Below are 24,444 nucleotides of genomic sequence, written 5' to 3' on the forward strand. Positions count from 1 at the left end.
CAGGCGGAATGCAGGATGAACGGGCCTTTCTGACCGGGCTTTTTGAGGCCGCGGTCGCAGCTGCCGACCCCGAGCTGGCGTTGCGCTCGGCCCTGCCGGCGCGGCCCCGGGGGCGCACGGTGGTGATCGGGCTCGGCAAGGGGGCGGCGCAGCTTGCGGCCGCGTTCGAACGGCTCTGGGACGGCCCGGTCGAGGGGGTGGTGGTGACGCGCTACGGCTACGCAACGCCCTGCCGCTCGCTGCGGGTGATGGAGGCCGCGCATCCGGTGCCCGACGCGGCGGGTCTGGAGGCCAGTGCGGCGCTGTTCGACGCGGTGTCGGGGCTGACCGAGGAGGATCTGGTGGTGGCGCTGGTCTGCGGCGGCGGTTCGGCCCTGCTGCCGGCCCCGCCCGAGGGGCTGACGCTGGAGGACGAGCAGGCGCTGAACACCGCGCTGCTGGCCTCGGGGGCGCCGATCGGGGTGATGAATGCGATCCGCAAACACGCCAGCCGGATCAAGGGCGGGCGGCTCGCGGCGGCCTGTGCGCCGGCCAAGGTCGTGAGCCTGATCGTCTCGGACGTGCCGGGGGACGATCCGGCGCAGGTCGCTTCGGGGCCCACGGTGCCGGATTCGGTCGATGCGGCGGCGGCGCTGGGGATGATCGACGCCTGGAACATCGCGCTGCCCGAGCGGGTGTTGGCGCATATACGCAGCGCCGCCTCTGCCGCGCCGGCGCCGGAGGACCCCCGTTTCGCGGGCAACGAGGTGCATGTGGTGGCCTCGGCGCGGCTGTCCTTGGAGGCGGCGGCGCGCGCGGCCGAGGCGGCGGGCGTGCCTGCGGCGATCCTATCGGACGCCATCGAGGGCGAGGCACGCGATGTCGGTCTGGTGCATGCGGCCATCGCCCGCGAGGTGGTGGCGCGGGGGCGGCCCTTTGCGGCGCCGGTGGTGCTGCTCTCGGGCGGCGAGACCACGGTGACGCTGCGCGGCGCGGGCGGGCGCGGCGGGCGCAACACCGAGTTCCTGCTGGCCTTCGTGCATGCGATCGACGGGGTGGCGGGGATTTCGGCTCTGGCGGCGGATACGGACGGGATCGACGGCACCGAAGACAATGCCGGAGCCTTTGCCGATGGCGCCATGGCGGCGCGGCTGCGGTCGGGGGGGGAGGATGCGATGACGGCGCTCTCCCGCAATGACGCCTGGAGCGCCTTCGACCGGCTGGAGGCGCTGTTCGTGCCAGGGCCGACGGGGACGAATGTCAACGATTTCCGGGCGATCCTGATCACGCCGGAAAGGTGAGACCCCGGGAAGCGGCGGGTCTTCCGGACCCGCCGAACCAGGGCCGATTTCGAGAACCCTTCGGGGAAAGGTGGGCAAATTGCCCACCCTACCTCAGACCGCCGCCTGCGCCGCCTCCCAGTCGCGCCAGGCTTCGGGGGTGTCGAGATCGGTCAGGGCGCGGCGTCCCGGCAGCGGCGCATGGCGCACCCGATGCGCATTGGCGGCCAGGATCGCCTTTGCCCCCATATCGCCGCTGAGCGTCAGCAGCGCCGAGAAGCAATCGGCGGGGAACAGCACCGGATGGCCCGGCGTGCCGTCCTCGGCGGTGGCCTGCTGGATCGTCGGGCGCGGGACCGACCGGAACGCGGCGATGACGCTGGCGATGTCCTCGGAGGTGATCTCGGGCATGTCCGCGGGCAGGATCATCACCCCGTCGAGTCCCGGCGGCAGAAAGCCCACCCCGCGCCGCAGCGACGAGGACATGCCCAGGTCGGCATCGGGCACCTCGACGACCTGCACCGGCAGGCCGCGCAGCGCCTGCGCGCGCGGGTGCTGGTGGCCCGGCAGGGCGACGGTGACGTGATCCGCGGCGGCAAGCGCGCATTCGGCCTGGCGACGCAACAACGGTAAGCCTCCGACATCCATCAGAAGCTTATCGGTCCCGCGCATCCGGCGACTGGCACCGGCAGCGGGAATCAGAACAGCGATTCCTCCCATGGCGGCCCTTATATCCGAGTTTCGGCAACCTGCGCGTGTTTTTTCATGACGCTAGGGCAAAGACGCTTGTTGCTTTGTTAACGTTTGTTCAATTTTGCCACGGTGGCGCGGAAGCGGGAGGGGGACGGATGCGAACACTGACGCTGAATTTGCTTGCGGCACTGATCCTGGTGCCGCTGCCCATGCAGGCCGGAGCCGGCCCGGCCCTTGGGCTGCGGGAGCGGGTCATGGCGCTTCAGACAGGGCAGGTGGAGCCTGCCGCCTGCTGCAAGCTCTGTAGGAAGGGCAAGGCCTGCGGGGACAGTTGCATCAGCCGCGACAAGGTCTGTCACAAGGCGCCGGGCTGCGCCTGCGACGGTTGACCACTCACTCCGCGACGAGGCCCAGCGGCCGGACCCGCAGCCGGGTGATGCGGTTGTTCTCGCGCTCCATCACCTCGAAGCGGAAGCCGTGGAAGCTGAATCGCTGCCCGGGGGTCGGGATCATCTGCGCCTCGTGAATCACCAGCCCGGCGATGGTGTTGGCCTCGTCGTCGGGCAGCGACCAGTCGGTGGCGCGGTTGAGATCGCGGATCGTCATGGCACCGTCGAGCCAGTACCAGCCATCCTCCCCGGCCTTGACCTGATGCTCGGCGTCGGGGTCGTGCTCGTCGGTGATCTCGCCGACGATCTCCTCGAGGATGTCCTCGAGCGTGATCAGCCCTTCGAGCGAGCCGTATTCGTCCACCACCAGCGCAAAATGCGTGTGCTTGCGCAGGAAGTTGCGCATCTGGTCGGCCAGCGTGGTGGTGTCGGGCACGAAATAGGGCTTCATCATCACATCGGCGATGCGGAACTCGTCCAGCGCCTCGAAGCCCCGGTCGCCCGCCTTGGCCATGGTCTCGTACATGGCGCGCATGAGATCCTTGGCATGGGCCATGCCGATGATGTTCTCGGGTTCGCCCTTGAACACCGGCAAGCGGGTGTAATTGCTGTTCAGGCATTGTTGCAGGATGGCGCGGGGCTCGCTTTCGGCGTCGATCATCTCGATTCCCGAGCGGTGCAGCATGATCTCCTCGACGGTGCGCTCGCCGAGATCGAGCGCGCCGAGGATCCGGTCGCGGTCTTCCTTCTCGACCACGCCTTCGGAATGGCCGAGCTGCAGCGCGCCGGCGATCTCCTCGCGCACCGCGAGGATCTGGCTGTCGGGATCGGTCTGCACTCCGAAGAGGCGCAGCATCAGGCGCACGAAGGCGCGGATCGCGGCGACGACGGGGGCGAAGACGCGGATCACCATCGAGATCGGCGTGGCCACGCGCGAGGCCGCCTGTTCCGGGTTGGTGATGGCATAGGTCTTGGGCAGCACCTCGGCGAAGATCAGCACCAGCAGCGTCATGATCAGCGTTGCCAGCGCCACGCCGCTATCGCCGAAAAGCGTGGTGAAAAGCGCGGTGGCCAGCGAGGTGGCGAGGATGTTGACGAGGTTGTTGCCCAGCAGCACGGAGCCGATGAGCCGCTCGTTGTCCTCGGTGATCTTCAGCGCGGTCTCGGCGCCTTTCGAGCCGCGGTCCTGCGCGGCGCGCAGCTTGCCGCGCGAGGCGGCGGTCAGCGCGGTTTCCGAACCCGAGAAGAAGGCCGAGAGCAGGATCAGCACCAGGATCGCCCCGGCGGTGATCCAGAGCGTGGCATCGGTGGTGGCGGCAGTTGCGGTGGCGTCCATTGTCTCGTGTTTTTCCGTGTGTCCGGGTGGTTATGGGGTGCGTGCCGGTCGGGATCAAGGGCGGCGGCGCCTGCGGGCGCCGCGCCGGGGCCGGGGGGCAAAAGTTTTCGAAAACTTTTGCAAATTTCTTCGAAGAAATTTGCCGCGCCGATCAGTCGCGGGCGAGCGGGTGGTGATCGAGCACCAGCTCCTTGAGCCGTTCCTCGAGAACATGGGTGTAGATCTCGGTGGTGGCCACATCCGCATGGCCCAGGAAGGTCTGGATCGCCCGCAGATCGGCGCCGTTCTGAAGCAGATGGGTGGCGAAGGCATGGCGCAGCGTGTGCGGCGTGACCTTGGCCGGCGACACCCCGGCGCCGACCGCGATCTCCTTGATCAGCAGGTAGAAGGCGTGGCGGGTCAGATGACCGGCCTTGCCGCGCGACGGGAAGAGATGCAGCGACGCGGGTTTGCCTTTGCTGCGGTTCAGCTCGTCCTGCGCGTCGCGGCGCAGCAGCCAGGCGGCCAGCGCGGCGCGGGCCGGCGGCGAGAGTGGCACCATGCGTTCCTTGCCGCCCTTGCCCCGGATCAGCAGCATGCGCGGGTCGCCGCGCGCCGCCGACACCGGCAGCGTCACCAGCTCGGTCACCCGCATGCCGGTGGCGTAGAGAAGCTGCATCAGGCAGGTGTTGCGCAGCCGGTCGTCGGCGGTCCGGCCATGGGTTTCCGCCGCCGCGAGCAGCCGGTCGACCTCGTCCACCGAGAGCGTCTTGGGCAGGCGCTTGGGCTTGCCCGGCCCCGAGATCTGCACGGCGGGGTTGTCGCTCCGCAGCCCTTCCTCGAAGGCGAAGCGGTAAAGCTGCTTGATCGAGGAGAGCCGCCGCGCGCGGGTCGAGACCGCCAGCCCCTGCGCCTCGCAATCCACCAGATAGGCCTCGACATCCGCGCGCGCGGCATCGTCGAGCCCCAGCCCGCGTGCCGTCAGCCAGCCCGAGAAATCCGTCAGATCGCGGGCATAGGCGGCGGTGGTGTTGTCGGCGGCGCCGCGTTCGGCGGCCTGTGCCTCGAGAAACCCGCCGATCCAATGCGCGGCGCTCATCGCAACGCCCCTTCGTCTCCGAGGATCATCAGCTGGATCGCGGCGCGGCGCGCGGTGTCTTCCAGCCCGACGGCGCGCAGTGTGACCAGGGCATCGGTCAGGTCGCCGTGATTGCCCTCGGCACCGGCGGTGAACAGCGCCGTGGCGCGCAGGATGACCTCGCCCAGCCGGCGCTGGCGCAGCATCTCGGCCAACGTGGCGGGCGGCGTGGCGCCCGCCCAGGCGCGGGCGATGGCGGCCTGTTGCGCCGCGTCCGGAAGCGGGTCGGGGGCCCGGCCCTGCGCGACGGCGGCGACCGTGGCCATCAGCCCGCGTTGCGGCGCCATCGCCCGGGCGGTGGTTTCGTATTCCTGCGACAGCAGCGCGGCGCGCTGCGCCAGCGCTCCGGCCCGGCCCTCGAGCGGCAGCGCCGCGAGCCGGGCGCCGAAGAGCCGCGCCATCGGCACGAGCAGCCCGGCGCTGCGCATCTGCGGCCAGGCCTTGAGCAGCGCCGGCCCGGCAAGATCGGCGCGGCCGCTCTCGAGCGCCGCCTCGAGGCTCTGGATCGCCGCGACGCGGTCCCAGACCCCGCCCGATGCGGCGGGTTTGCGGTCGGAATAAAGCCCCAGAAGCCGGTTCTCGGACAGCGCACCGCGCTGCGCCAGCCGCTCGGCGGCCAGCAGCTGCGCGCGCCAGCCGCTGGTGCCGCTGAGATCGGCGGCGGCGAAGGCGCGGGGCAGGGGCGGGGTGGGCAGCGCCTCGCCCATGGCTTCGAACAGCCGGAACTGTAGCGGTGTCGGTCGCGGCGGCGGCGGCACCGGCGCCGCGCCATCGGCCAGACCGGGGTCGAGAAACCGGGTGAGCAGCTCGGAGTCGCGCTCGCCGAGCTGGCCCAGCGCGCGTGCGGTGCCGAGCACGGTGGCGGCGTGGTCCCAGTCGCCGATCCGCGCATCGCAATAGATCCGCGTCGCCAGATCGTCGGACAGCGCCGGCTGGCGCTGCAGCGCCCGGCAGGGCGGTTCCTCGGCGCCCGACAGCAGCGCCAGATCGAACCAGCGGGTGAAGAGCGCCGGGCTTGCGGTGCCGCCGGCGCGGTCGACCAGCGCCAGACCGGGATCCACCGCGCCCTCGGCCAGCAGCCGGTCGAGCCGCGCCAGCAGCAGCGGCGCGCCGCTGCCCGAGCCGCGCGGGGCGTCGGCCTCGGCCAGAAGCAGGGTGAACAGCAGCGCCGAAAGCGCCGGCACCGCCGGATCGACGGCGCGGATCAGCGGCACGAGGACCTGCGCCTCGCTGGCCTGCCAGAGACTGCGCGGCAGCCCTGTCGCGGACATGGGCAGCAGGCCCACCGCCTCGGGCGAGGGCGCGCCCAGCGGCTGTATCTCGACCTCGGGGCTGGTGCCGGAGCTGGCCACGGGCGGCTCGTCGAGCGGTCGCGGAAGCACGGGAAGCGCGCCGCCACCGGGCCGGGGCAGGGGTTGCAGAACCGCCGGTGCATTGGTCTCGCCACCGCCGTTCAGCCAGTCGATCGCCGAAATCGGATCCTGCGCCGCCAGCGGTGACGCGGCGGCGCTCAGCAGAACGACAAGGGCGGCCTTACTGCGCATCGAGCTCCACGGGCTGGCGAATCTCTGTCTGCGGCGGTGAAAAATCGGCGCCGAAGAACGGCCCCAGATATGCATAGCCCACCAACGCGATCCCGCCCAGGATCAGAAGGATGAACAGCCATTTGATGATACGTCCCATACGGTCGCTTGTCCTGCCTCGTGCCTTTTTCAGAACTTATACCTAGCCTTTTTGGCAAACTCACGTCATTCACGGCGTCAGGGGGCAGAATTGGCGATGGATGGCCGAGATACAAGCGTGCAGGCACTGAAGCTCAAGAAGACCGTGGTGATGGTGGGGATGATGGGAGCGGGAAAAACCGCCGTGGGACGGGCGCTCGCCGCCGCCCTCCGGGTCCCGTTCCGCGATTCGGATGCCGAGATCGAGCGGGCCGCCAATATGAGCATCGCCGAGATCTTCGCCCGCGACGGCGAGCCGTTCTTCCGGCAGAAGGAAACCCAGGTGATCGGGCGGCTGCTCGATGGCGCGCCGGCGGTGCTGTCCACCGGCGGCGGCGCTTATATGCGCGAGGAGAACCGCGCGATGATCACCGCGCGCGGCGTGGCGGTCTGGCTCGATGCCGAGCTGCCGGTGCTGTGGAACCGGGTGAAACACAAGGATACGCGGCCGCTGCTGCGCACCGCCGATCCCTATGCCACCCTGCGCGAGATCTATCAGCAGCGCGTGCCGGTCTATGCGCTTTCGGATCTCATGGTGAAATCGGAGCAGGGCAAATCCATCGACGCGATGGCGGCGCGGGTGATCGAGGCGCTGAAGACGCGGCCCGACGTATTGGCAGAGGACTGAGAGACATGGTCGAGACGGTGCATGTGGCGCTGGGAGAGCGCGCTTATGACGTGCGCATCGGGGCGGGGCTTCTGGACCGCGCCGGGGCCGAGATCGCGCCGCTGCTGCGCCGCAAGCGCGTGGCGGTGGTCAGCGACGCCACCGTGGCCGAGGCGCATCTTGAGGCCTTCCAGGCGGCGCTGGCCGCCGAGGGGATCGCTTCGGAAGCGCTGCTGCTGCCGCCGGGCGAGGCCACGAAATGCTGGCGCGAGCTGGAGCGCGTGGTCGAGTGGCTGCTGGCGCAGAAGGTCGAGCGCCGCGACGTGGTGGTGGCGCTTGGCGGCGGGGTGATCGGCGATCTGGTGGGCTTTGCCGCCGCGATCCTGCGGCGCGGCGTGCGCTTCGTGCAGGTGCCGACCTCGCTGCTGGCGCAGGTCGACAGCTCGGTCGGCGGCAAGACCGGGATCAACTCGCCCGCGGGCAAAAACCTCGTCGGCGCCTTTCATCAGCCGTCGCTGGTGCTGGCCGACATCGCGGTGCTCGACACGTTGACAGAGCGCGATTTCCTGGCCGGCTATGGCGAGGTGGTGAAATACGGATTGCTGGGCGATGCGGCATTCTTCGACTGGCTCGAGGCCAATACACCGGCCGTGGCCGGGCGCGACCGCGCTGCGCTGGCCTATGCGGTGAAACGGTCGGTCGAGATGAAGGCCGAGATCGTGGTGCGCGACGAGACCGAGCAGGGCGACCGCGCGCTGCTGAACCTCGGTCACACCTTCTGTCACGCGCTCGAGGCCGCAACCGGCTATTCCGACCGGCTGCTGCATGGCGAGGGCGTGGCCATCGGCTGCGCGCTGGCCTTCGAGCTGTCGTCGCGGCTGGGGCTCTGTTCTCAGGAAGACCCGTCGCGCCTGCGCGCCCATCTGCGCGCCATGGGGATGAAGGCCGATCTGGCCGACATCCCCGGCGATCTGCCGGGCGCCGAGGCGCTGCTGGAGCTCATGGGGCAGGACAAGAAGGTCGTCGATGGCGCGATCCGCTTCATCCTCGCCCGGGGCATCGGCGCGGCCTTCGTGACCTCCGAGGTGCCGCGAGAGGCGGTGCTGGGCGTGCTGCGCGACGGACTGGCCGGGCGCTGAGCGGCGCCGGCGCTCCGATCTGATATTCCGCTTCTGGAAGGTGATTCTCTCTGCGCGGGCCTTTGGCGCCGCGGGGCGGGAAATTGCGGCGCTGTGTGCGCCTGGGAACCAATGCTGTGCGCCATAGCGCGGGAAAGGCCATATCTCCTTGATATGCCGTAGAGAGTCCCCGGCTGCGCCGCAATTTCTCCGCTTTCATTCACCAAAAAGGGCCGATCAACACGAAAGGTGACAGTGAATGTTAGGTTTGATTTCGGGTGCGTTCGGGGGATCGTCGGCAACGTCCGGTAGCGGCACAACGCAGTCCAATGGCAACAGCCAGACTGCAACAGAGACGCAAACCCAGAACGAAGAGTCCCAGAGCACGGCTGCTCCGGAAGAGGCGGGCGAACCGTCGGGATCGCAATCCGCCACGGCGCCGGCGGCTGCCACCGCTCCGGCGCGGGCAACGCAGACCCCTGCGGTCGCGCCGGTGTCCTGGGCGTCGCGCTCCGAGCTTGTGGAAAGCCCGCGCGCGGGAGGCGGGGATGCGCGTGCGCAGGCGATTGCCGCGCAGGATGCGTTTCTCAAATCGCTGATCATGGCGCAGCTCGAAAGCAGCACGGAAGAGGACATCCAGGCGCTGCGCACGCGCCTCGGTGTCGAAAGCTATGCGGCGTCGCGCACGGTCGCGGACGATACGCAGGAGATGCCCCGCGCCAGCATGCACGCCTGACCCCGGGCGACGCTGGCACCGCAGGATCACGGGCACCCGCAGGAGCGACTCCTGCGGGTGGTTTGGCGTGCGTGGTGCGGGCGTTCTCCCGAGCGCGCGCAAAAATGCCACGCCGCGCCGCTTTTGCCCCGGCGCGGTTGCGCGGCGGCGGGCGGGCCCCTACATCGGAAGAAACCGGGCCGTTGGGGCCCGAACGATGGAGCTTTGATGCTGGAGATTGCGGGCAACCGCTAGTTCCGCCACGGCGGAGCGCCAGAGCCGAGACACCGTCCGCGCGTTGGCCGGAGGGTGCGATGCTTTGCGATTCATCTCCGAGACATCTCCATGAACATCTCGAAACACGAACAGCGCGTGCTGCACGCGCTGGCACAGGGCGGCGCGATTCAGTTCGAACGCGCCGAGAACGGCAAGGTCTTTGACGTAACCTGCTTCACCCGCGACGGTCATGTGCTGACCGATTGCACGCTGCCGGTCTTCGACCGTCTGCGCAAACGCCGGCTGATCCGGTCGCAGGGCGGACGGCCCTACCGCATCACGCGGGCCGGGCTGGAAAGCGTGCGCGCCCAGCTCGACAACCGATGAGCGGTGTGGGGGCTGCGCTTACAGCAGCCCCCAGAACCGGGCGATCTCGCGCACCGCGCAGATCTCGCCCTCGTTCATATAGGCGCCCTCCGCGATCCCACAGGCGGGCGCGCTATCCTCATCGACCGGCACCGCATGGGGCAGGGTCGGCAGATCCCAGGTCTCGACCCGGACCACGCCCTGGGCGTCGAGATAGCGTTTGCGGGTGGCGCCCGCGATGGTGTCCTCGGCATCCGGAGCCTCTGGGTCGAGGCCCTGTACCGCCGTCCATTGATCGGCCAGCTCTTCCAGATTGCCGGGATCGACGGTTTCGTCCGCGTCGCCCTGCCAGATCGACACGCGCGGCCAGAGCGCCGGGTCGGCCTCCAGCGCCGCCAGCAGATCGCTGTCGAGCTTCTCCGTCACATAGCCCGCCCAGTCGCGCGGGGCGCGGTCCACGGTCGGGAACCAGGATTTCACGCCGCAGGCATAGCTGGCATCCGCGCCATCGAGATAAGGATTCATCCGCGACCAGCGCAGGCTGTACCACCAGCCGTCCCAGGAGGAACGCTGGCGGTTGCAGTCATAGGGCAACCCGGCAACGATGGCGCCGCCTGCAAAAAGGTCGGGATAGTTGGCCAGCAATGCCGCCGACATGGCGCCGCCGGCGGAAAGGCCCATGACAAAGACCTGCTCCGGGTCGGCGGCGCCGCTGTCGAGCAGGGAGGCGATCATGCTGTGGATCGAGGCGCTTTCGCCATCACCCGGACGGTTGTCGCGCTCGTCATACCAGCGAAAGCACTTGTGCGGCTGGTTGTCGTCATTCTGTTCGGGAAAAAGCAGCAGCAGCCCCTGCGCATCGGCCAGCGCGGTAAGGCCGGTTTCGTCGTCGAAACTGTCGGCGCTCATGGTGCAGCCATGCAGCGCGACGACAAGGGGCAGGGCGCCGTCATGGCCCTCGGGGCGGTAGAGCAGCATGGTCAGATCGCCGGGATTGTCGCCGAATGTCGCCACGCGTTCCAGTGCTGGGGCGGCGGTGGGCAGCAGGAGGCTTAATAGCAGGGCGAGACGGGGCAGGATCGGGAGGGGCATGGCGCGCCTTATGTGAAATGACTTGGGACTATGGGAGAACTATGGGGTGATGCTCTCATAGGTTGCGCGAGTTGGGTAGGGTTGGTTGTTCTGGGTCAGACGCGTTCGGAAGGACTGCGGAAGAAACGGGCAGGGCAAGGTACAACGCCTGCGTCAATCCCCGCCTCCCTGGCCCGGCGCCCGGGAAGCCTCGCCCCGGAGTTGATCCGGGGCCTCGTCGCTTGATCCGGCGGAGATTTCTGTCTTGGTTCAAACCCCGCGCTCGTGGCCCGGAAGCAAGGGTGTAGCCCGCCTCTCACACATCGCTATGCCATGTGTTGCCGGCAGGCGTTTGCTTGCAAACGCCGAGAGGCGGGCCCAGCGTCATGTCGAAGGCATGCCTCCGGCATGACCCGTTCGGGCGGGCTGCCGCTTTGGTGACATTGGCGCATAGCTAAGAGGTGTTTCGGATCTGGCCGGGATAAATCAAGGGATTCTGAGGGGGCGATGGCAGCCCACGGGCAGCCGCCGGGCCCGGCTTGCGTTGCGCTTGTGGCAGTACCCACGATGTGTTCGCAACGCATTGTTCGACACAAACAAAAGCGCCGCGCCGGTTTGGGGCCGGCGCGGCGAGGGCTGACGGCTCAGGAGGGAAGACAGCCCGTCAGGACTGGAGCCGCCAGGGTTCGTTTGTCTCGAGATAGGCTTCCTGTTCCGGCGTCAGGTCGATGCAATCGTAGCCGGTGACCATCGGCGCCACATGCTGGCGGAAGCCGTGTCCCACGGTCAGCAGATAGACATGCACCACCACGAAGGAGGCGATGACCCAGGCCGCCAGCACATGCAGGTTGGCGATCACCGTCAGCCACAGCGTGGCGTTCGGCACCTCCTCCCAGAAATTATAGGTCAGATAGAGGATGCCGGTGATCCAGATCGCCGGGAAGACGAAGATCTTCAGCCCGAAATAGGTGATCGCCTGAAGCGGGTTGTGCTTGCGCCAGAGCAGCTTGTGATAGGGGTGTTTCTCGCCCTTGAAGATGCCCCAGGCGTAGAACCGCGCCACCTTGGTCATGCCGCGCATCTTGGGGATGAACTGCCGCCAGGTGCCGGTGGTGAACAGCCAGAAGGTGGCGAAGATCCAGACACACAGCAGCACCAGCGCCGCGATCGTGTGCAGCATCACCGCGGGCCCGAAGGGCAGGATGGCATGCACCCCGTTCAGCCCCATGCCGGTGAAGAGCAGCAGAAAGATCAGCGCCATCTGCGTCCAGTGCCAGAGCCGTTCGAAGCGGGGGTAGACCTTGACCATACGGCTGGACATCAATGCTCTCCTTTCCGGCTGAAGACCCGCAGCAGCCCGTGGCCCAGAACCCCCAGCAGCGCGAGCGCAAAGAGGATCTTGCCCAGCAGCCCCACCATGGCGCTGCCGCCGGTGCCGGGCATGAAGACGCCGGCGATATTGGCCAGACGCCCGTCCTCGGCATGGCAGGACCGGCAGTCGAGCGCTTCGGAGGCGGGGGCGACCATATGGGTGGTGGGCCAGTACATATAGGTGTCGATGAACCCGTATTCGCCGGAGTAGTCCTTCCCGGCGGCCTTCATGCCAGCGGCAATGGCCTTGCCCCAGTCGAGATTGGTCCAGAGCGCGGTGTCGGTATCCGGCCCCCAGACATGGGAATAGACCAGCGTATCGTTGACCGAGTCGTAAGCCTGACGACCTTCCATCTTCTTGAAGGGCCAGATCCGCGACTTGCCGTCATGGGCGTCGCCCGTGATCTCGTTGATGCCCACAGGCTGCGTCGGGTCGATCTTGCCGCCCTGCGCGGCGGAGGCATAGCTCACCTGACCGTCGAACCATTCGTAGATCGGCTGCGCCTCTTCCTCCCAGCGGAAGTTGCCCTTGATGGACAGATAGGTGTGCAGATGCGTGCCGTCGGACTGGACGAACTCCTCTTCCGAATAGGCGTTGCCCTCGGCATCGCGCTTGCCGGCGGTCGACCAGTCCCACCAGGTCTTGGTGGCGACGCCGCCCTTGGCCATGGTGGGGATGTGGCAGGTCTGGCAAGCGACCACATCGGTGTGGTCGTTGAGCTTCATGCCCTTGATATTGACCGGATGCGGCTCGGTGCCGTGGCAGCTTTCGCAGGTGGCGACGTCCCGGCGCTCGCCCGGCTTGCCGGTGCCCTCGGGGTCGGTGGCATGTACGTCATAGCGCGAGCCCGCCCATTGGTGTTTCTCGGTGACGTGGCAATCGGTGCAGACCATATTGGCGCCGTCGGGCGACATATGCACATCCGTATGGACGTCCGGCATCACCAGCGCCGAGCTGAGATCGCCGTGTTTCACATTGTCGCCGCCGCCGCCGTAAAAGTGGCACTGGCCGCAATTCTCGCGCCCCGGCATGCCCACCGACATGGCGGCTTTCGACAGATCCACCGCCCAGGCATCGGCGCCGGTGATGGTCTTGCCCTTGGCCTCCATCGGCGGGTGGCCCGCGCCGGTGGCGAGCTTGGTGTACTGGCCGGAGCGGTCGTGGCAGACGAGGCAATCCACCGCCGTGCTTTGCTGTGGCGGGGGCTGGTTCATGTCGTCCCAGCCATAGCCCGCGTGGCACGAGGTGCAGCGCGGCTCGTTGCCCACCACATTGCCGCAGAAGGCGTTGATGACGTTGCGCTTGCCCAGAAGCTGGCCGGTCTTGGGGTTCTCGAACTCCCAGTTGAAATGGATCGAGTGCATCACCTGGTCGTCGGCCTCGGTGTGGCACGAGAGGCAGGCCTCGGTGACCTCGGGGCCGGAGGTGAAGGTCTTTTGCAGGATCTCGAATTTCGAGTGATCCGCCGTGCTGTTCGATCCGGGGATCTCCGGCGCGGTGGATTGCTGCGCGGAGACAGAGCCCGCAACACAGGCCAGAATAAGGGGCAGGGCTGTCAAGACGCGCCGCATGGTCTCCTCCCGTCGCGCTGAATGGTATTCACGACATGGAATAAGACGGAGGGGAGGGCGGGCTTTGATCTATCTCAAACTAAGCATATCTACCCGGGTAAAACGAAAGAATATTTTCTGCACATCTTTCACGGGTGGCATTTGCGCCTTCAGACTCGTGGTACAGGGCGTTCTCCCGGTGAGCAGGCGTTGCCTGCCAGTTGCCTGTCCCGGCGCGTGACAGGCTGTCAGGAGGCTTGCCGGACCTCTTCGACCCTGGGCTTCTCTCCCGGCCGTTCGGGCGGATAGACCAGCCCCGCCGAGATCACCAGCTTGGCGGCTTCCTCGATGGACATATCCAGCTCGATCACGTCTTCCTGCGGAAAGAACAGCAGAAACCCGGAGGTGGGGTTCGGTGTCGTCGGCACGAAGACCGAGATCAGCTCGCCCATGGTTTCCGCGCGCCGCGCGACCTCGCCCCGGGCCTGGGTCGAGATAAAGCCCACGGCCCAGATGCCCTTGCGCGGGTATTGCACCAGACAGGCCTTTTCGAAGCTGCGTTCTGATTGCGCAAACACCGTCTCGGCGATCTGCTTGATGCCGGAATAGATCGACCGAACCACCGGCGTGCGTTCGACCAGGCTTTCGGCAAAGCGGATCAGCGACCGCCCGATGAGCCCCTTGGCAACCCAGCCCACCACGATGGTGAAGATCAGGAAAAAGATCACCCCGACGCCGCGGAGGTTGATGCCGATATATTCCTCGGGGTTGAACCGCGCGGGGATCAGCGGCAGCACAAAGCCATCGACCCAGCCGAACAGCGTCCAGATCAGCCAGATGGTCAGCCCCACCGGGGTGATCACCACCAGCCCGGTCAGAAAGCTCGCGCGCAGCGAGGCCAGCAGACCGGGCCTGCGCGGTTTGTCGTCGAAGGGCGTGTTCATCTGGATCCCGGAGCGCGTTGACTGCCATTGAACCTAGGTATTCGCACACATCTCTACAATGGCGCCGCCGCGCCGCAAGCTCAATCGCGGGGCAGGGCGCTCATTTCCTTGGCGATCTGCGCGCCAAGCCGCGCGTTGTTCAGCACCAGGGCGATATTGGCCTCCAGAGACCGGCCCTCGGTCAGCTCGAAGATGCGTTGCAGCAGATAGGGCGTGAGCTGTTTTCCGCGGATGCCGTGGGTTTCGGCATCCTCGGTGGCGCGGGCGATCACCGGCGCCAGAATCTCGCGGGCGATTTCAGCCTCCACGGGGATCGGGTTGGCGACAAGCTGGCCGCCGGGCAGCGCCAGCGCGGCGCGCATCCGCGCCGCCCGGGCGATCGCTTGCGGCGTATCCATGCGCAGCGGCGCGCGCAGCCCGGCCTCGCGCGACCAGAAGGCGGGAAGCTGATCCTGCCCGTAGGCGATGACCGGCACGCCCAGCGTTTCCAGCACCTCCAGCGTCTTCGGCAGGTCGAGGATCGCCTTGGCCCCGGCGCAGACCACGGTGACCGGCGTCTGCGCCAGTTCCTGAAGGTCGGCGGAGATGTCGAAGCTGCTTTCGGCACCGCGATGCACGCCGCCGATGCCGCCGGTGGCAAAGGTTTCGATCCCGGCGCGGGCGGCGGCGATCATCGTCGCGGCCACGGTGGTGGCGCCGGTGCCGCCCTGGGCCATGCAGACCGCCAGATCGGCACGGCTCAGCTTGGCGACGCCGCGCGCCTGGGCCAGCGCCTCGAGCTGGGCATCGTCGAGCCCGACGCAGAGCCGGCCGTCGAGCACCGCGATGGTCGCGGGCACGGCGCCTTCGGTGCGCACCGTGTCCTCGACCCGCCGGGCCATCTCGAGGTTTTGCGGCCAGGGCATCCCATGGGTGATGATGGTCGATTCCAGCGCCACCACGGGGGCGCCCCGGGCAAGCGCGTCTGCAACCGGGCCGGACAGGGTCAGAAGGCTCATGAGGCGATGTCTCCGGAAACATAGGCGGCGGCGGCGTCCAGCGCGAGGGTCAGCGCCTGGGCACGATCCGCGCCGCGCAGCTCGGCCACGATATGCGCGGCCATGAAAGTGTCGCCCGCGCCGGTGACGCGGGTCACCAGCACTTCGGGCGGGCGCTCGGCGACCAGCCCCTCGGGGCTGGCATCGCAGGCGGCATCGCCGCCATCGGTGACGACGGCGCGCGCGGCGCCGCGCTCGACCAGCCGTGCGGCGGCCTGCGGCGCGCTGTCGAACTGCGCCTGGCACAGCAGCCCGGCCTCTTCGAGATTGACATAGAGCACGCCGCGTTTCGCCCGCAGGAAAGGCAGCAGCCGCTCGGCCTTGCCGGGGCTCGCCGGGGCGATGCGCAGATCGGCAGCGGCAAAGGCCGGATCGCGCGCGATCTCGTCCAGAAGCGCCTCGGTCAGATTGCCGTCAAGCGCGATGGCGCCGGGGTAGGGACGGTCCGCCGCGCCCAGCGTGCCATCGGTCAGCGCCCGGAAGATCCGCGCCCCCGCGCGCTCCAGAGAATGCGCATCGGCGATGGCGGCGATGAGCCCGTTGGCGCCCTCGACGGCCATGTAGCGGTCGGTCGGCAGATCGTCCGAGCGGTAGACGAAGCGCGTGTCGCAGCCAAGCTGCGCGCAGGCGTCGATGAGCTCGTTGCCTTCGCGGTCGCGGCCCACGGCGCTGAGCAGCGCCGGGTTCAGGCCGAAGCGGGCCAGGGTCATGGCGATGTTCAGCGCCACGCCGCCGGGCAGCCGGGTGATCCGTCCAGGCACGTCCGAGCCCTGACGCATGTGGCTGGCCGAACGTCCGATCACGTCCCAGAGCACGGAGCCGATGCAGAGAATATCCGGTGTGTCATCCATGCTCGTTTTGTGGCCGAGCCGCGCGCATGGAGCAAGGGCCGAGACACATTCCGTTGCGCCGCGCAGACAATTCTCCCGAACGGCGCGGATTGGGCCGGAGCTCTGGATGATGCGTGGCGGTTTTCCGTTTGAAATCAGAAGCTCCCGGGCCGTGCGTGAGGGTACGGATGAGCTGGCGCAAGCCGACATTCGGGCCGCTGCGCGAGGCGGTGTTCGGGCGACGGCTGCGCCGCACAGCGGAACGCGCTGAAAACAGAGGAGTTTCGATGCCCGGGAGTGTGTGGCGCCAAACCGGCACAAACGCTCTGGATGGGCGTTCCGAGGCTGGATGCAGGGCGCGCGGTGTCCTCGGGTATGGAAGTCTTATAATCAGTATTATGTAAATAAATGGGGCATACAAAGAAGCAAGAATACCCCATCAACCCTTTGACCTTCGGCAACTTTCCGGGCAGCGTTGCGGCATGAGCCGCAGGATCCCCCGCAAACTGCTATTGACCGTTCTGGTGCTCGCGCTGCTGGGCGCGGCGTTTTTCGCGCTGAAATCCGTGCGCCGCGCGGTCTATTGGGCCGATCCGGCGCATGCGCGTCAGGCGCCCGAGGGCTGGATGACGCTCGGTTATGTCGAGCGCTCCTATCGCCTGCCGCCGCACAGCCTCGGGCCTTTGCTCGGCATCGCGTCCGGATCCGGCGCCGGCCGTCGCAGCCTGGCCGATCTGGCCGAGGCGCGCGGTCAGAGCCTCGACGATTTCCTCGCCGATCTCACCGCGGCGCTGGACAGCGCCAGATGAGCGAGACGCTGCTTGCCGCGTTGCCGTCGCTCGGCCTGCCGGTGCTTGCGCTGGTGATCTCGCTCGGCGCGCTCGGCGTGCCGATGATGCCCGCGTCGCTGATGCTGCTGGTCTCGGGCACGCTGGTCGCCGCCGGCGATCTGCCGCTGCTGCCCACCGCCGCCACGGCGCTCACCGCCGCGCTGCTGTCGGACAATCTGGGCTATGCGCTTGGCCGTGGCGCGCGTGGCCGCGTGCTCGACCGCCGCGGCGCGGTGCTGGATCAGGCGCATCGGCTGCTGCGCCGGCGCGGCGATGTGGCGGTGTTTCTGAGCCGTTGGCTGTTTGCGCCGCTCGGGCCGCCGATGAACCTGCTGGCCGGCGCCGCCGAGATGCGCTGGCGGCGGTTTCTGCTCTGGGATCTGGCGGGCGAAATCGTCTGGGTCTCGGGCTATATGGCGCTTGGCGCCAGCTTCGCGCCCTTCGTGCCGCAGATCGCCGACATGGCCGGCAATCTCACCGCGCTGCTGGCCTGTCTCGCGGTGGCCTGGCTGGCGCTGATGTTGCTGCGCCGCGCGCCAAAGCGGCGCAGCCGGTGAAAAGCCGCGCTGCATTCTGGACAAGCGGCGCGTTCAGGCGGTAACTGTTGCCATTCTTCTGGAGGTCTTTGGTATGCCCGGGTTCCTGATCCTCAATGGACCGAACCTCAATCTGCTGGGAACGCGACAGCCCGAGGTGTATGGCTGCACGACGCTGGCCGACATCGAGGCGATGTGCCGGGACCACGGCGCCCGCACCGGCGTGCGCGTGGAATTCGCGCAAAGCAACCATGAAGGCGCGCTTGTGGATGCGATCCATGACACGCGCGGCCGGCTCGACGGGCTGATCCTGAACGCCGGCGCCTATACGCACACCTCCATCGCGCTCATGGATGCCATCAGCTCGGCCGAGATCCCCACGGTCGAGCTGCATCTCTCCAATGTCCACGCCCGCGAGGCGTTTCGCCATCAGAGCTATATCGCCAAGGTGGCGGTCGGCGTGATCTGCGGCTTTGGCGCGCGCGGCTACACGCTGGCCATGGACGCGCTGCAAAGCCATCTGGAGGCCCGGTCATGACGCTGACAATGCAGGACCGCTGTCGCTATCTCACCGAGATGACCAATGCCGCCAGCGTCGAGGAGCTCTGGGCGATGCATGTCGAGCGCATGGCTGGCTATGGGTTCGACCGGCTGCTCTATGGGTTCACGCGCTACCGCACGCCGAATTCTCTGGGCGATCCCAATGATTTCGTGCTGCTGACCAACCACAAATCCGACTATACGGATGTGTTTGTCGGAGACGGTCTTTATCACCACGCACCGATGGTCCGCTGGGCGCTGGAAAACGAAGGCGCCTGCTCGTGGCGGGTGCTGGGCGAGATGATGGCCCAGGGCAATGTCACCGAGGCCGAGCGCCGGGTGATCGAGTTCAACCTCGGCAAAGGCGTGTCGGCGGGCTATTCGATCAGCTTCCGGTCGGTGTCGAGCCGGGCCAAGGGGGCGATCGCGCTCACCGCGCGACCGGGGCTGCCGCAGGACGAGGTCGATGCCATGTGGGCAGAGCACGGCAACGACATCGTTCTGATGAACAACGTGCTGCATCTCAAGATCCTCACCCTGCCCTATGTGCCGCCGAACCAGTCGCTGACCAAGCGCCAGCGCGAGGCGCTGGAATGGGTCGGCGACGGCAAGACCATGCAGGACATCGCCGCGATCATGGGGCTGACCCAGGCCACCATCGAAAAACACCTGCGGCTGGCGCGTGAGGCGCTGAATGTCGAGACCACGGCGCAGGCTGTGGCCAAGGCGGCGTTCCAGAACCAGATGTTCGTGATCGACATCTGAGCGCTCTGAGAAATTCCGGTTTTGAGATGTGAACCGTGCGGTCGAGTCGTTTGTACTGCTACGTTTTTCGGCACAGAACTGCTACGTTTTTCGGCACAGAACGGCGCGCGATTTCAAATTGCTTCCGCTTCGATTTGGGAATGCTGAAACTATGACCGCCCGGCACCGGTTTTTCATGAAAAACAAACGGGTCCGGAATACCCCACTTTCATGACGCGGCGTTAATTGTCACTGTGACGGCGTTCCGTGAGTGGTGGCTTTAGCCATGGAACATGAGGGCGCATCCCCTGCGATTTCGGGGGCTCTGGGTTCTCCCGGTGCAAGCCGGAGTCGGGCCGGGACCAGGCAATTTTCGCGTGGACCGGCTCGGCATCCCCCTGCCCCGGACCTCTGGCATCATCCCCAATATCGCCGGGGGCCGGAAAGGGAAACGGAGCCGCCCCATGAGGGCGGCTCCGTCGCTGTTTCGGATCGGATGTGTCGCGCGGGCGATCAGCCCTGGGCGGCCTTGGCCACCTCGGCGGCGAAATCCTCTTCCTTCTTCTCGATGCCTTCGCCGACCTGCATGCGGACAAAGCCCACGATGGTCGCGCCGGCCTCTTTCGCGGCCTGCTCGACGGTCACGTCGGGGTTGATCACGAACTGCTGGCCCAGCAGGGTCACTTCGGCGAGGAATTTCTTCATGCGGCCGACGATCATCTTCTCGATGACCGCGTCGGGCTTTCCGGATTCCTTGGCGATGTCGATCTGGATCTGACGCTCTTTCTCGACCACGGCCGGGTCGAGATCGGCTTCGGAGAGCGACGCCGGGTTGGCGGCGGCGATGTGCATCGCGACCTGCTTGCCGAACGCCTCGTCACCGCCGTTCAGCGCAACCAGCACGCCGATCTGGCCCAGACCGGGCGCGGCAGCGTTGTGCACATAGGTGGCGACGGTCTCGCCCTCGACCTTGGCCATCCGGCGCAGGGTCATGTTCTCGCCGATCTTGGCGATCTTGTCGGTGATGACCTCGGAGACCTTCTTGCCGCCCAGATCGGCATCGGCCAGCGCCTCGACGCTGTCCACACCGGTTGCGGTCTTGGCGATGCCGGCCACCATCTCCTGGAATTCGGCGTTCTTGGCGACGAAGTCGGTCTCGGCGTTCACCTCGACGGCGACGCCGGTGCCACCGGCCACTTCGACGGCCACGAGGCCCTCGGCGGCGGTGCGGCCCGATTTCTTCGCGGCCTTGGCCAGACCCTTGGTGCGCAGCCAGTCGATGGCGGCTTCCATGTCGCCGTCGGTCTCGGTCAGCGCCTTCTTGGCATCCATCATGCCTGCGCCGGTCATTTCGCGCAGTTCTTTCACCTGTGCAGCAGTGATCGCCATGTGCTTGGCTCCCTCTCGAATGGTCGTATGCGGCCGGCCCTGCCCCGGGCCAGACCGCTCATGTCATGTCTGCGTGACGCTTTCGCGACAGCGGCGCGGATCGGGCACGCCCGGCCGGAGCCGGGAGACCCGTCCGGCTCAGCCCTGCTGGGCGTCGGCCAGAAGCTCTTCGGCGGGGGCGTCTTCCAGAGCGCCCAGATCGACGCCGGCAGCTTCCATCTGGCCGGTCATGCCGTCCAGCGCGGCGCGGCTGACGAGATCGCAGTAGAGCGAGATGGCGCGGGCGGCGTCATCGTTGCCGGGGATGATGTAATCCACACCCTCGGGCGAGCAGTTGGTATCGACCACGGCCACGACCGGGATGCCCAGCTTCTTGGCTTCGGCGATGGCGAGCTGCTCTTTCTTCACGTCGATGATGAAGAGCATGTCGGGCAGGCCGCCCATTTCGCGGATGCCGCCCAGCGAGGCTTGCAGTTTGGTCTGCTCGCGCTCCATGCCCAGGCGCTCTTTCTTGGTGAGGCCCTCGGCACCGGATTCCATCTGCTCGTCGATTGCCTTGAGGCGGTTGATCGACTGCGAAACGGTCTGCCAGTTGGTCAGCGTGCCACCCAGCCAGCGGTGGTTCATGTAGTACTGCGCGCATTTCTCGGCGGCTTCGGCAACGGGGCCCGCGGCCTGACGCTTGGTGCCGACGAAGAGCACGCGGCCGCCCTTGGCAACCACGTCGCGGATCGCGTTCAGAGCCGCGTCGAGCATCGGCACGGTCTGGGTCAGGTCGAAGATGTGGATGCCGTTGCGGGCGCCGTAGATGAACTCGCCCATACGGGGGTTCCAGCGCTGCGTCTGGTGGCCGAAGTGAACGCCGGCCTCAAGCAGCTGGCGCATGGTGAACTCGGGAAGAGCCATGTCCTATATCCTTTCCGGTTTCATATCCTCGGCGGGGGCTCATCCCGTGCTCGGGACAACCGGTGGACGCGATGGGGATGTCTCCCCCAAAGGCCCGACCCCGCCTGCGGGGTTCAGTGGCGCGGCATATAGGGGCAAAGCGCGCCGGGCGCAACCCCTCAGGCGCTTTCTCTGGACAGCGGGCGGGTTTGCGGCGCATTCTGCCGCGAAACCGCAAGGAGAGTGTTTTGTCCGACCTGACTTCCATCCGGGGCGTCGGTCCCGTTCTGGCGATGAAGATGCGCGAGATGGGGATCGAGAGCGTGGCCGATCTGGCCGGCGCGGTCCCCGAGAGCCTGACCGCCCTGCCCCGCGTCCAGATCCTGCGCGCGCGCATGCTGATCGCCGCAGCGGAAGAGATCCTGCGCGGGATAGAAGAGGCTTCGGGAACCGATGCCCCGGCGGTGGACGCGGCGCCGGAGGCGGCGGCGGACATGCCCGCGCCCGAGACCGAGGCTCCGGAGGAAGAGGCGCCGAAAGGGAAACAGGACAAGCCCAAGGGCAAGAAGGCCAAGAAGAAAACCAAGAGCGACAAGCCGAAGAAAAAGGGCAAGGACAAGAAGGCATCCGCCAAAGCCGCGAAAACGGCGGCAAAGTCGCAGAAAAAGACGGTGAAGGGCAAAAAGTCCAAGGGCGGTAAAAAGAAAAACCCCTCCAAGAGCTGACCCCGCCCCGGATCAAGTCCGGGGTGTCCCGGCCACTCTGGCCGAGGCCCCGGGTCAGGTCCGGGTATCGTAGGGTGGGCAATTTGCCCACCGCACCGGACGGCCAAACCGATCCTTCCCGGGCTCCGCCCGTGACCGCCTCAAACGCTCCACCGGAGCGTTTGCCGGAGCCACAGGCGCCGGTGTTCGGCGGTCACCCCAGCGCGTAGCCCGCGCCGCGCACGGTGCGCAGCGGATCCTCGCCGCCATGCACGCCAAGCGCCTTGCGCAGCCGCCCGATATGCACATCGACCGTCCGCGTATCCACATAGATGTCACGGCCCCAGACACGGTCGAGCAATTGCTCGCGCGACCAGACGCGGCCCGGCTTTTCCATGAAGGTCGACAGCAGCCGGAACTCGGTGGGCCCGAGCTTCAGCTCCTGCCCGTCGCGGGTGACGCGATGGGTTTCGGCGTCCAGAACGATGTCCTGATACTCCAGTCGCAGACCCGCCGCCGCCGGGCGCGCGCGGCGCAGCTGCGCCCGCACCCGCGCCATCAGCTCGCGCAGCGAATAGGGTTTCACGACGTAATCGTCGGCCCCGGTCTCGAGCCCGCGCACCCGGTCCACCTCTTCCGAGCGGGCCGAAAGCATGATGACCGGCACGCCGCGCGTGCCGGGGCGGGTCTTGATCTGGCGGCAAACCTCGATGCCCGAGAGATTGGGCAGCATCCAGTCGAGCACGATGACGTCGGGCGCTTCCTCGTCCATCATGACGAGCGCTTCCTCGCCATTGCCTGCGGCGGCGACGCGAAAGCCTTCTGCTTCGAGATTGTAGCGCAGCACTTCGCGCTGCGCCGCTTCGTCCTCGACGACCAGAACGGTGGGCTGATCGGCCGGCATGCACTTACTCCAGTTCGATGTCCGCGCTCAGCGCCGGGTCCGACGAGGTGCGGTCTTCCTTGATCCGCGCTTCCTCGGGTTTCTTGCCCGAGGCCAGGAACACCACCTGCTCGGCGATCGAGGTCACATGATCGCCCATGCGCTCGATATTCTTGGCGATGAAATGCAGATGCATGCAAGAGGTGATGTTGCGCGGGTCTTCCAGCATGAAGGTGAGGAATTCGCGGAACAGCGTGTTGTACATCTGGTCGACGTCGCGGTCGCGGTCGATCACGTCCAGCGCCAGCGCCTCGTCGCGCTTGATATAGGCGTCGAGCGCGTCCTTGAGCATCAGTTCCACGTCGCGCGCCATGCGGCGCAGCGCGCTGGTCGAGCCGTTGATCTGCGTCATCTGCGCCAGCACCGTGGTGCGCTTGGCGAGGTTCTTGGACAGATCGCCGATGCGCTCCAGATTGGCGGACATGCGCATCACCGAGAGCACCACGCGCAGGTCGGAGGCGGTGGGCGCGCGCAGCGCGATGAGGCGCGCGGCCTCTTCGTTCAGCACCTCGTCCATCTCGTCGATGAGCTTGTCGCCCTTGCGGACCTGCTCGGCCAGCTCCTCGTCGCGGGTCTCCAGCGACTTGGCGGAATCGTGGATGGCCACTTCGACCAGCCCGCCCATCTTGAGAATCTGCGCCTGGATTCCTTCCAGATCGCGGTCGAAGGCGGAGGCGATATGTTGCTTCAGATCACTCATGAGACTTATCCGATCCGTCCGGTGATATAGGACTCGGTGCGCGGGTCCACGGGGTTGGTGAAGATCTGGCTGGTCTCGCCGTATTCGACGAGATTGCCGAGATGGAAGAAGGCGGTCTTCTGGCTGACCCGCGCGGCCTGCTGCATCGAGTGGGTCACGATGACCACCGAATACTGGCTGCGCAGCTCGTCGATCAGTTCCTCGACCTGGGCGGTGGCGATGGGGTCGAGCGCCGAGCAGGGCTCGTCCATCAGCAGTACCTCGGGTTCGGTGGCCACGGCGCGCGCGATGCACAGGCGCTGCTGCTGGCCGCCCGACAGGCCGGTGCCCGGCTTGTCGAGACGGTCCTTGACCTCGTCCCAGATCGCGCCGCGGCGCAGGGCCTTCTCGACGATCTCGTCGAGGTCGGCCTTGTTCTTGGCAAGCCCGTGGATCTTGGGGCCGTAGGCGACGTTGTCGTAGATCGACTTGGGGAACGGGTTCGGCTTCTGGAACACCATGCCCACCTTGGCGCGAAGCTGCACCGGATCGACGCGCTTGTCGTAGATGTCCTCGCCGTCGAGCTGGATCAACCCCTCGACGCGGCAGACGTCGATGGTGTCGTTCATCCGGTTCAGGCAGCGCAGAAAGGTGGATTTGCCGCAGCCCGACGGGCCGATGAAGGCGGTCACGGTCTTGTCGAGGATATCGACCGAGACGTCCTTGATGGCGTGGGTGTCGCCATAATAGACCTGAACGTCCTTTGCGGCGATCTTGGTTGCGTTGGCTTCCACGTCGGTCTTCCTCAGAGGTGCGTCATACATGGGTTCTGTCCCCTTATCGAGCTTTGCGT

Annotated in this window: 27 protein-coding genes; 11 read left to right on the top strand and 16 right to left on the bottom strand. The window is 67.1% G+C overall.

Annotation, left to right across the window (positions count from 1 at the left end; translation table 11 throughout):
- The first annotated feature begins 8 nt into the window (after positions 1-8).
- Positions 9-1,280 (top strand): glycerate kinase type-2 family protein, encoded by a 1,272-nt coding sequence (locus M4578_RS04810; protein ID WP_258092304.1) that lies wholly within the window; start codon positions 9-11, stop codon positions 1,278-1,280.
- 93 nt (positions 1,281-1,373) lie between these two features.
- Here M4578_RS04810 and M4578_RS04815 read toward each other — a convergent pair whose 3' ends face one another.
- The gene (locus tag M4578_RS04815) at positions 1,374-1,979 is read right to left on the bottom strand and encodes a nucleotidyltransferase family protein (protein WP_258092305.1); all 606 of its coding nucleotides are present in this window, start codon (positions 1,977-1,979) and stop codon (positions 1,374-1,376) included.
- 128 nt (positions 1,980-2,107) lie between these two features.
- Here M4578_RS04815 and M4578_RS04820 point away from each other — a divergent pair, with 128 nt between their 5' ends.
- Positions 2,108-2,341, top strand: coding sequence for a hypothetical protein (locus M4578_RS04820; RefSeq protein WP_258092306.1), 234 nt, complete (start codon positions 2,108-2,110; stop codon positions 2,339-2,341).
- A 4-nt stretch (positions 2,342-2,345) separates the two neighbouring features.
- Here the strand turns inward: M4578_RS04820 and M4578_RS04825 are convergent, their stop codons facing one another.
- The 4 genes from M4578_RS04825 to M4578_RS04840 all read right to left on the bottom strand — a co-directional run bounded on the left by M4578_RS04825 (position 2,346) and on the right by M4578_RS04840 (position 6,477).
- Positions 2,346-3,677, bottom strand: a complete 1,332-nt coding sequence (locus tag M4578_RS04825; RefSeq protein ID WP_258092307.1) for an HlyC/CorC family transporter — start codon at positions 3,675-3,677, stop codon at positions 2,346-2,348.
- A gap of 151 nt (positions 3,678-3,828) precedes the next feature.
- Positions 3,829-4,755, bottom strand: a complete 927-nt coding sequence (locus tag M4578_RS04830) for a site-specific tyrosine recombinase XerD (protein ID WP_258092308.1) — start codon at positions 4,753-4,755, stop codon at positions 3,829-3,831.
- Positions 4,752-6,338, bottom strand: a complete 1,587-nt coding sequence (locus tag M4578_RS04835) for a hypothetical protein (protein WP_258092309.1) — start codon at positions 6,336-6,338, stop codon at positions 4,752-4,754. Before M4578_RS04835 ends, M4578_RS04830 begins: the two co-directional genes overlap by 4 nt.
- Entirely contained in the window at positions 6,328-6,477 is a 150-nt protein-coding gene (locus M4578_RS04840; RefSeq protein WP_258092310.1) for a hypothetical protein, read from the bottom strand. Before M4578_RS04840 ends, M4578_RS04835 begins: the two co-directional genes overlap by 11 nt.
- A 96-nt stretch (positions 6,478-6,573) precedes the next feature.
- Here M4578_RS04840 and M4578_RS04845 point away from each other — a divergent pair, with 96 nt between their 5' ends.
- The 4 genes from M4578_RS04845 to M4578_RS04860 all read left to right on the top strand — a co-directional run bounded on the left by M4578_RS04845 (position 6,574) and on the right by M4578_RS04860 (position 9,558).
- Entirely contained in the window at positions 6,574-7,143 is a 570-nt protein-coding gene (locus tag M4578_RS04845) for a shikimate kinase (protein ID WP_258092311.1), read from the top strand.
- Positions 7,144-7,148: 5 nt separating this feature from the next.
- On the top strand, positions 7,149-8,261 hold the full coding sequence (aroB, locus tag M4578_RS04850) for a 3-dehydroquinate synthase (RefSeq protein ID WP_258092312.1): 1,113 nt from the start codon (positions 7,149-7,151) through the stop codon (positions 8,259-8,261).
- A gap of 238 nt (positions 8,262-8,499) precedes the next feature.
- A complete protein-coding gene (locus M4578_RS04855) occupies positions 8,500-8,976 on the top strand; it encodes a hypothetical protein (RefSeq protein ID WP_258092313.1) in 477 nt (158 codons plus the stop codon).
- Positions 8,977-9,300: 324 nt separating this feature from the next.
- Positions 9,301-9,558: a YjhX family toxin gene (locus M4578_RS04860; protein ID WP_258092314.1), complete on the top strand. Its 258-nt coding sequence runs from the start codon at positions 9,301-9,303 to the stop codon at positions 9,556-9,558.
- Positions 9,559-9,576: 18 nt separating this feature from the next.
- Here M4578_RS04860 and M4578_RS04865 read toward each other — a convergent pair whose 3' ends face one another.
- The 6 genes from M4578_RS04865 to M4578_RS04890 form a co-directional block, all read right to left on the bottom strand.
- Positions 9,577-10,629 (bottom strand): extracellular catalytic domain type 1 short-chain-length polyhydroxyalkanoate depolymerase, encoded by a 1,053-nt coding sequence (locus M4578_RS04865; protein ID WP_258092315.1) that lies wholly within the window; start codon positions 10,627-10,629, stop codon positions 9,577-9,579.
- A gap of 643 nt (positions 10,630-11,272) precedes the next feature.
- Complete coding sequence (locus tag M4578_RS04870; protein ID WP_258092316.1) at positions 11,273-11,929, bottom strand: cytochrome b/b6 domain-containing protein; 657 nt, start codon at positions 11,927-11,929, stop codon at positions 11,273-11,275.
- Positions 11,929-13,551, bottom strand: coding sequence for a tetrathionate reductase family octaheme c-type cytochrome (locus tag M4578_RS04875; RefSeq protein ID WP_258092317.1), 1,623 nt, complete (start codon positions 13,549-13,551; stop codon positions 11,929-11,931). The genes M4578_RS04870 and M4578_RS04875 overlap by 1 nt, the downstream gene beginning before the upstream one ends.
- A gap of 227 nt (positions 13,552-13,778) precedes the next feature.
- Positions 13,779-14,474, bottom strand: coding sequence for a DUF502 domain-containing protein (locus tag M4578_RS04880; protein ID WP_258092318.1), 696 nt, complete (start codon positions 14,472-14,474; stop codon positions 13,779-13,781).
- 80 nt (positions 14,475-14,554) lie between these two features.
- Positions 14,555-15,472, bottom strand: a complete 918-nt coding sequence (locus tag M4578_RS04885) for a pseudouridine-5'-phosphate glycosidase (RefSeq protein WP_258092319.1) — start codon at positions 15,470-15,472, stop codon at positions 14,555-14,557.
- Positions 15,469-16,362: a PfkB family carbohydrate kinase gene (locus tag M4578_RS04890; protein ID WP_258092320.1), complete on the bottom strand. Its 894-nt coding sequence runs from the start codon at positions 16,360-16,362 to the stop codon at positions 15,469-15,471. Before M4578_RS04890 ends, M4578_RS04885 begins: the two co-directional genes overlap by 4 nt.
- 461 nt (positions 16,363-16,823) lie before the next feature.
- Between M4578_RS04890 and M4578_RS04895 the strand changes: the two genes are divergently transcribed.
- The 4 genes from M4578_RS04895 to M4578_RS04910 all read left to right on the top strand — a co-directional run bounded on the left by M4578_RS04895 (position 16,824) and on the right by M4578_RS04910 (position 19,012).
- Complete coding sequence (locus M4578_RS04895) at positions 16,824-17,150, top strand: hypothetical protein (protein WP_258092321.1); 327 nt, start codon at positions 16,824-16,826, stop codon at positions 17,148-17,150.
- Complete coding sequence (locus M4578_RS04900; protein WP_258092322.1) at positions 17,147-17,728, top strand: DedA family protein; 582 nt, start codon at positions 17,147-17,149, stop codon at positions 17,726-17,728. The genes M4578_RS04895 and M4578_RS04900 overlap by 4 nt, the downstream gene beginning before the upstream one ends.
- Before the next feature lie 73 nt (positions 17,729-17,801).
- On the top strand, positions 17,802-18,245 hold the full coding sequence (aroQ, locus tag M4578_RS04905) for a type II 3-dehydroquinate dehydratase (RefSeq protein ID WP_258092323.1): 444 nt from the start codon (positions 17,802-17,804) through the stop codon (positions 18,243-18,245).
- Positions 18,242-19,012, top strand: a complete 771-nt coding sequence (locus M4578_RS04910; RefSeq protein WP_258092324.1) for a LuxR family transcriptional regulator — start codon at positions 18,242-18,244, stop codon at positions 19,010-19,012. The genes aroQ and M4578_RS04910 overlap by 4 nt, the downstream gene beginning before the upstream one ends.
- Before the next feature lie 492 nt (positions 19,013-19,504).
- On the opposite strand, the gene tsf is transcribed toward M4578_RS04910, so the two are convergent.
- Together tsf and rpsB are read right to left on the bottom strand one after the other, a co-directional pair.
- A complete protein-coding gene (gene tsf, locus M4578_RS04915; protein ID WP_258092325.1) occupies positions 19,505-20,380 on the bottom strand; it encodes a translation elongation factor Ts in 876 nt (291 codons plus the stop codon).
- A 138-nt stretch (positions 20,381-20,518) separates the two neighbouring features.
- Positions 20,519-21,286 (bottom strand): 30S ribosomal protein S2, encoded by a 768-nt coding sequence (rpsB, locus tag M4578_RS04920; RefSeq protein ID WP_258092326.1) that lies wholly within the window; start codon positions 21,284-21,286, stop codon positions 20,519-20,521.
- A gap of 227 nt (positions 21,287-21,513) precedes the next feature.
- Here rpsB and M4578_RS04925 point away from each other — a divergent pair, with 227 nt between their 5' ends.
- A complete protein-coding gene (locus tag M4578_RS04925; protein ID WP_258092327.1) occupies positions 21,514-21,990 on the top strand; it encodes a helix-hairpin-helix domain-containing protein in 477 nt (158 codons plus the stop codon).
- 193 nt (positions 21,991-22,183) lie between these two features.
- On the opposite strand, the gene phoB is transcribed toward M4578_RS04925, so the two are convergent.
- The 3 genes from phoB to pstB are packed head-to-tail and all read right to left on the bottom strand — an operon-like array spanning position 22,184 to position 24,415.
- Complete coding sequence (gene phoB / locus M4578_RS04930) at positions 22,184-22,873, bottom strand: phosphate regulon transcriptional regulator PhoB (RefSeq protein WP_258092328.1); 690 nt, start codon at positions 22,871-22,873, stop codon at positions 22,184-22,186.
- A 4-nt stretch (positions 22,874-22,877) separates the two neighbouring features.
- Positions 22,878-23,612, bottom strand: a complete 735-nt coding sequence (gene phoU / locus M4578_RS04935; RefSeq protein WP_258092329.1) for a phosphate signaling complex protein PhoU — start codon at positions 23,610-23,612, stop codon at positions 22,878-22,880.
- A 5-nt stretch (positions 23,613-23,617) separates the two neighbouring features.
- Positions 23,618-24,415: a phosphate ABC transporter ATP-binding protein PstB gene (gene pstB, locus M4578_RS04940; RefSeq protein ID WP_258092330.1), complete on the bottom strand. Its 798-nt coding sequence runs from the start codon at positions 24,413-24,415 to the stop codon at positions 23,618-23,620.
- Positions 24,416-24,444: the final 29 nt, after the last annotated feature.

The organism is Salipiger pentaromativorans (genome assembly GCF_024721115.1).
Classification (GTDB): Bacteria; Pseudomonadota; Alphaproteobacteria; order Rhodobacterales; family Rhodobacteraceae; genus Salipiger; species Salipiger pentaromativorans.

Bases quoted from the DNA above. Each gene is read 5' to 3' on its own strand.
- M4578_RS04910 (WP_258092324.1), top strand. From the start codon at position 18,242: ATGACGCTGACAATGCAGGACCGCTGTCGCTATCTCACCGAGATGACC.
- M4578_RS04880 (WP_258092318.1), bottom strand. From the start codon at position 14,474: ATGAACACGCCCTTCGACGACAAACCGCGCAGGCCCGGTCTGCTGGCC.
- M4578_RS04875 (WP_258092317.1), bottom strand. From the start codon at position 13,551: ATGCGGCGCGTCTTGACAGCCCTGCCCCTTATTCTGGCCTGTGTTGCG.
- phoB (WP_258092328.1), bottom strand. From the start codon at position 22,873: ATGCCGGCCGATCAGCCCACCGTTCTGGTCGTCGAGGACGAAGCGGCG.
- M4578_RS04815 (WP_258092305.1), bottom strand. From the start codon at position 1,979: ATGGGAGGAATCGCTGTTCTGATTCCCGCTGCCGGTGCCAGTCGCCGG.
- M4578_RS04870 (WP_258092316.1), bottom strand. From the start codon at position 11,929: ATGTCCAGCCGTATGGTCAAGGTCTACCCCCGCTTCGAACGGCTCTGG.
- M4578_RS04835 (WP_258092309.1), bottom strand. From the start codon at position 6,338: ATGCGCAGTAAGGCCGCCCTTGTCGTTCTGCTGAGCGCCGCCGCGTCA.
- M4578_RS04820 (WP_258092306.1), top strand. From the start codon at position 2,108: ATGCGAACACTGACGCTGAATTTGCTTGCGGCACTGATCCTGGTGCCG.
- M4578_RS04830 (WP_258092308.1), bottom strand. From the start codon at position 4,755: ATGAGCGCCGCGCATTGGATCGGCGGGTTTCTCGAGGCACAGGCCGCC.
- M4578_RS04845 (WP_258092311.1), top strand. From the start codon at position 6,574: ATGGATGGCCGAGATACAAGCGTGCAGGCACTGAAGCTCAAGAAGACC.
- M4578_RS04810 (WP_258092304.1), top strand. From the start codon at position 9: ATGCAGGATGAACGGGCCTTTCTGACCGGGCTTTTTGAGGCCGCGGTC.
- M4578_RS04855 (WP_258092313.1), top strand. From the start codon at position 8,500: ATGTTAGGTTTGATTTCGGGTGCGTTCGGGGGATCGTCGGCAACGTCC.
- M4578_RS04895 (WP_258092321.1), top strand. From the start codon at position 16,824: ATGAGCCGCAGGATCCCCCGCAAACTGCTATTGACCGTTCTGGTGCTC.
- M4578_RS04900 (WP_258092322.1), top strand. From the start codon at position 17,147: ATGAGCGAGACGCTGCTTGCCGCGTTGCCGTCGCTCGGCCTGCCGGTG.
- M4578_RS04840 (WP_258092310.1), bottom strand. From the start codon at position 6,477: ATGGGACGTATCATCAAATGGCTGTTCATCCTTCTGATCCTGGGCGGG.
- M4578_RS04860 (WP_258092314.1), top strand. From the start codon at position 9,301: ATGAACATCTCGAAACACGAACAGCGCGTGCTGCACGCGCTGGCACAG.
- aroQ (WP_258092323.1), top strand. From the start codon at position 17,802: ATGCCCGGGTTCCTGATCCTCAATGGACCGAACCTCAATCTGCTGGGA.
- M4578_RS04825 (WP_258092307.1), bottom strand. From the start codon at position 3,677: ATGGACGCCACCGCAACTGCCGCCACCACCGATGCCACGCTCTGGATC.
- rpsB (WP_258092326.1), bottom strand. From the start codon at position 21,286: ATGGCTCTTCCCGAGTTCACCATGCGCCAGCTGCTTGAGGCCGGCGTT.
- phoU (WP_258092329.1), bottom strand. From the start codon at position 23,612: ATGAGTGATCTGAAGCAACATATCGCCTCCGCCTTCGACCGCGATCTG.
- pstB (WP_258092330.1), bottom strand. From the start codon at position 24,415: ATGTATGACGCACCTCTGAGGAAGACCGACGTGGAAGCCAACGCAACC.
- aroB (WP_258092312.1), top strand. From the start codon at position 7,149: ATGGTCGAGACGGTGCATGTGGCGCTGGGAGAGCGCGCTTATGACGTG.
- M4578_RS04865 (WP_258092315.1), bottom strand. From the start codon at position 10,629: ATGCCCCTCCCGATCCTGCCCCGTCTCGCCCTGCTATTAAGCCTCCTG.
- tsf (WP_258092325.1), bottom strand. From the start codon at position 20,380: ATGGCGATCACTGCTGCACAGGTGAAAGAACTGCGCGAAATGACCGGC.
- M4578_RS04885 (WP_258092319.1), bottom strand. From the start codon at position 15,472: ATGAGCCTTCTGACCCTGTCCGGCCCGGTTGCAGACGCGCTTGCCCGG.
- M4578_RS04890 (WP_258092320.1), bottom strand. From the start codon at position 16,362: ATGGATGACACACCGGATATTCTCTGCATCGGCTCCGTGCTCTGGGAC.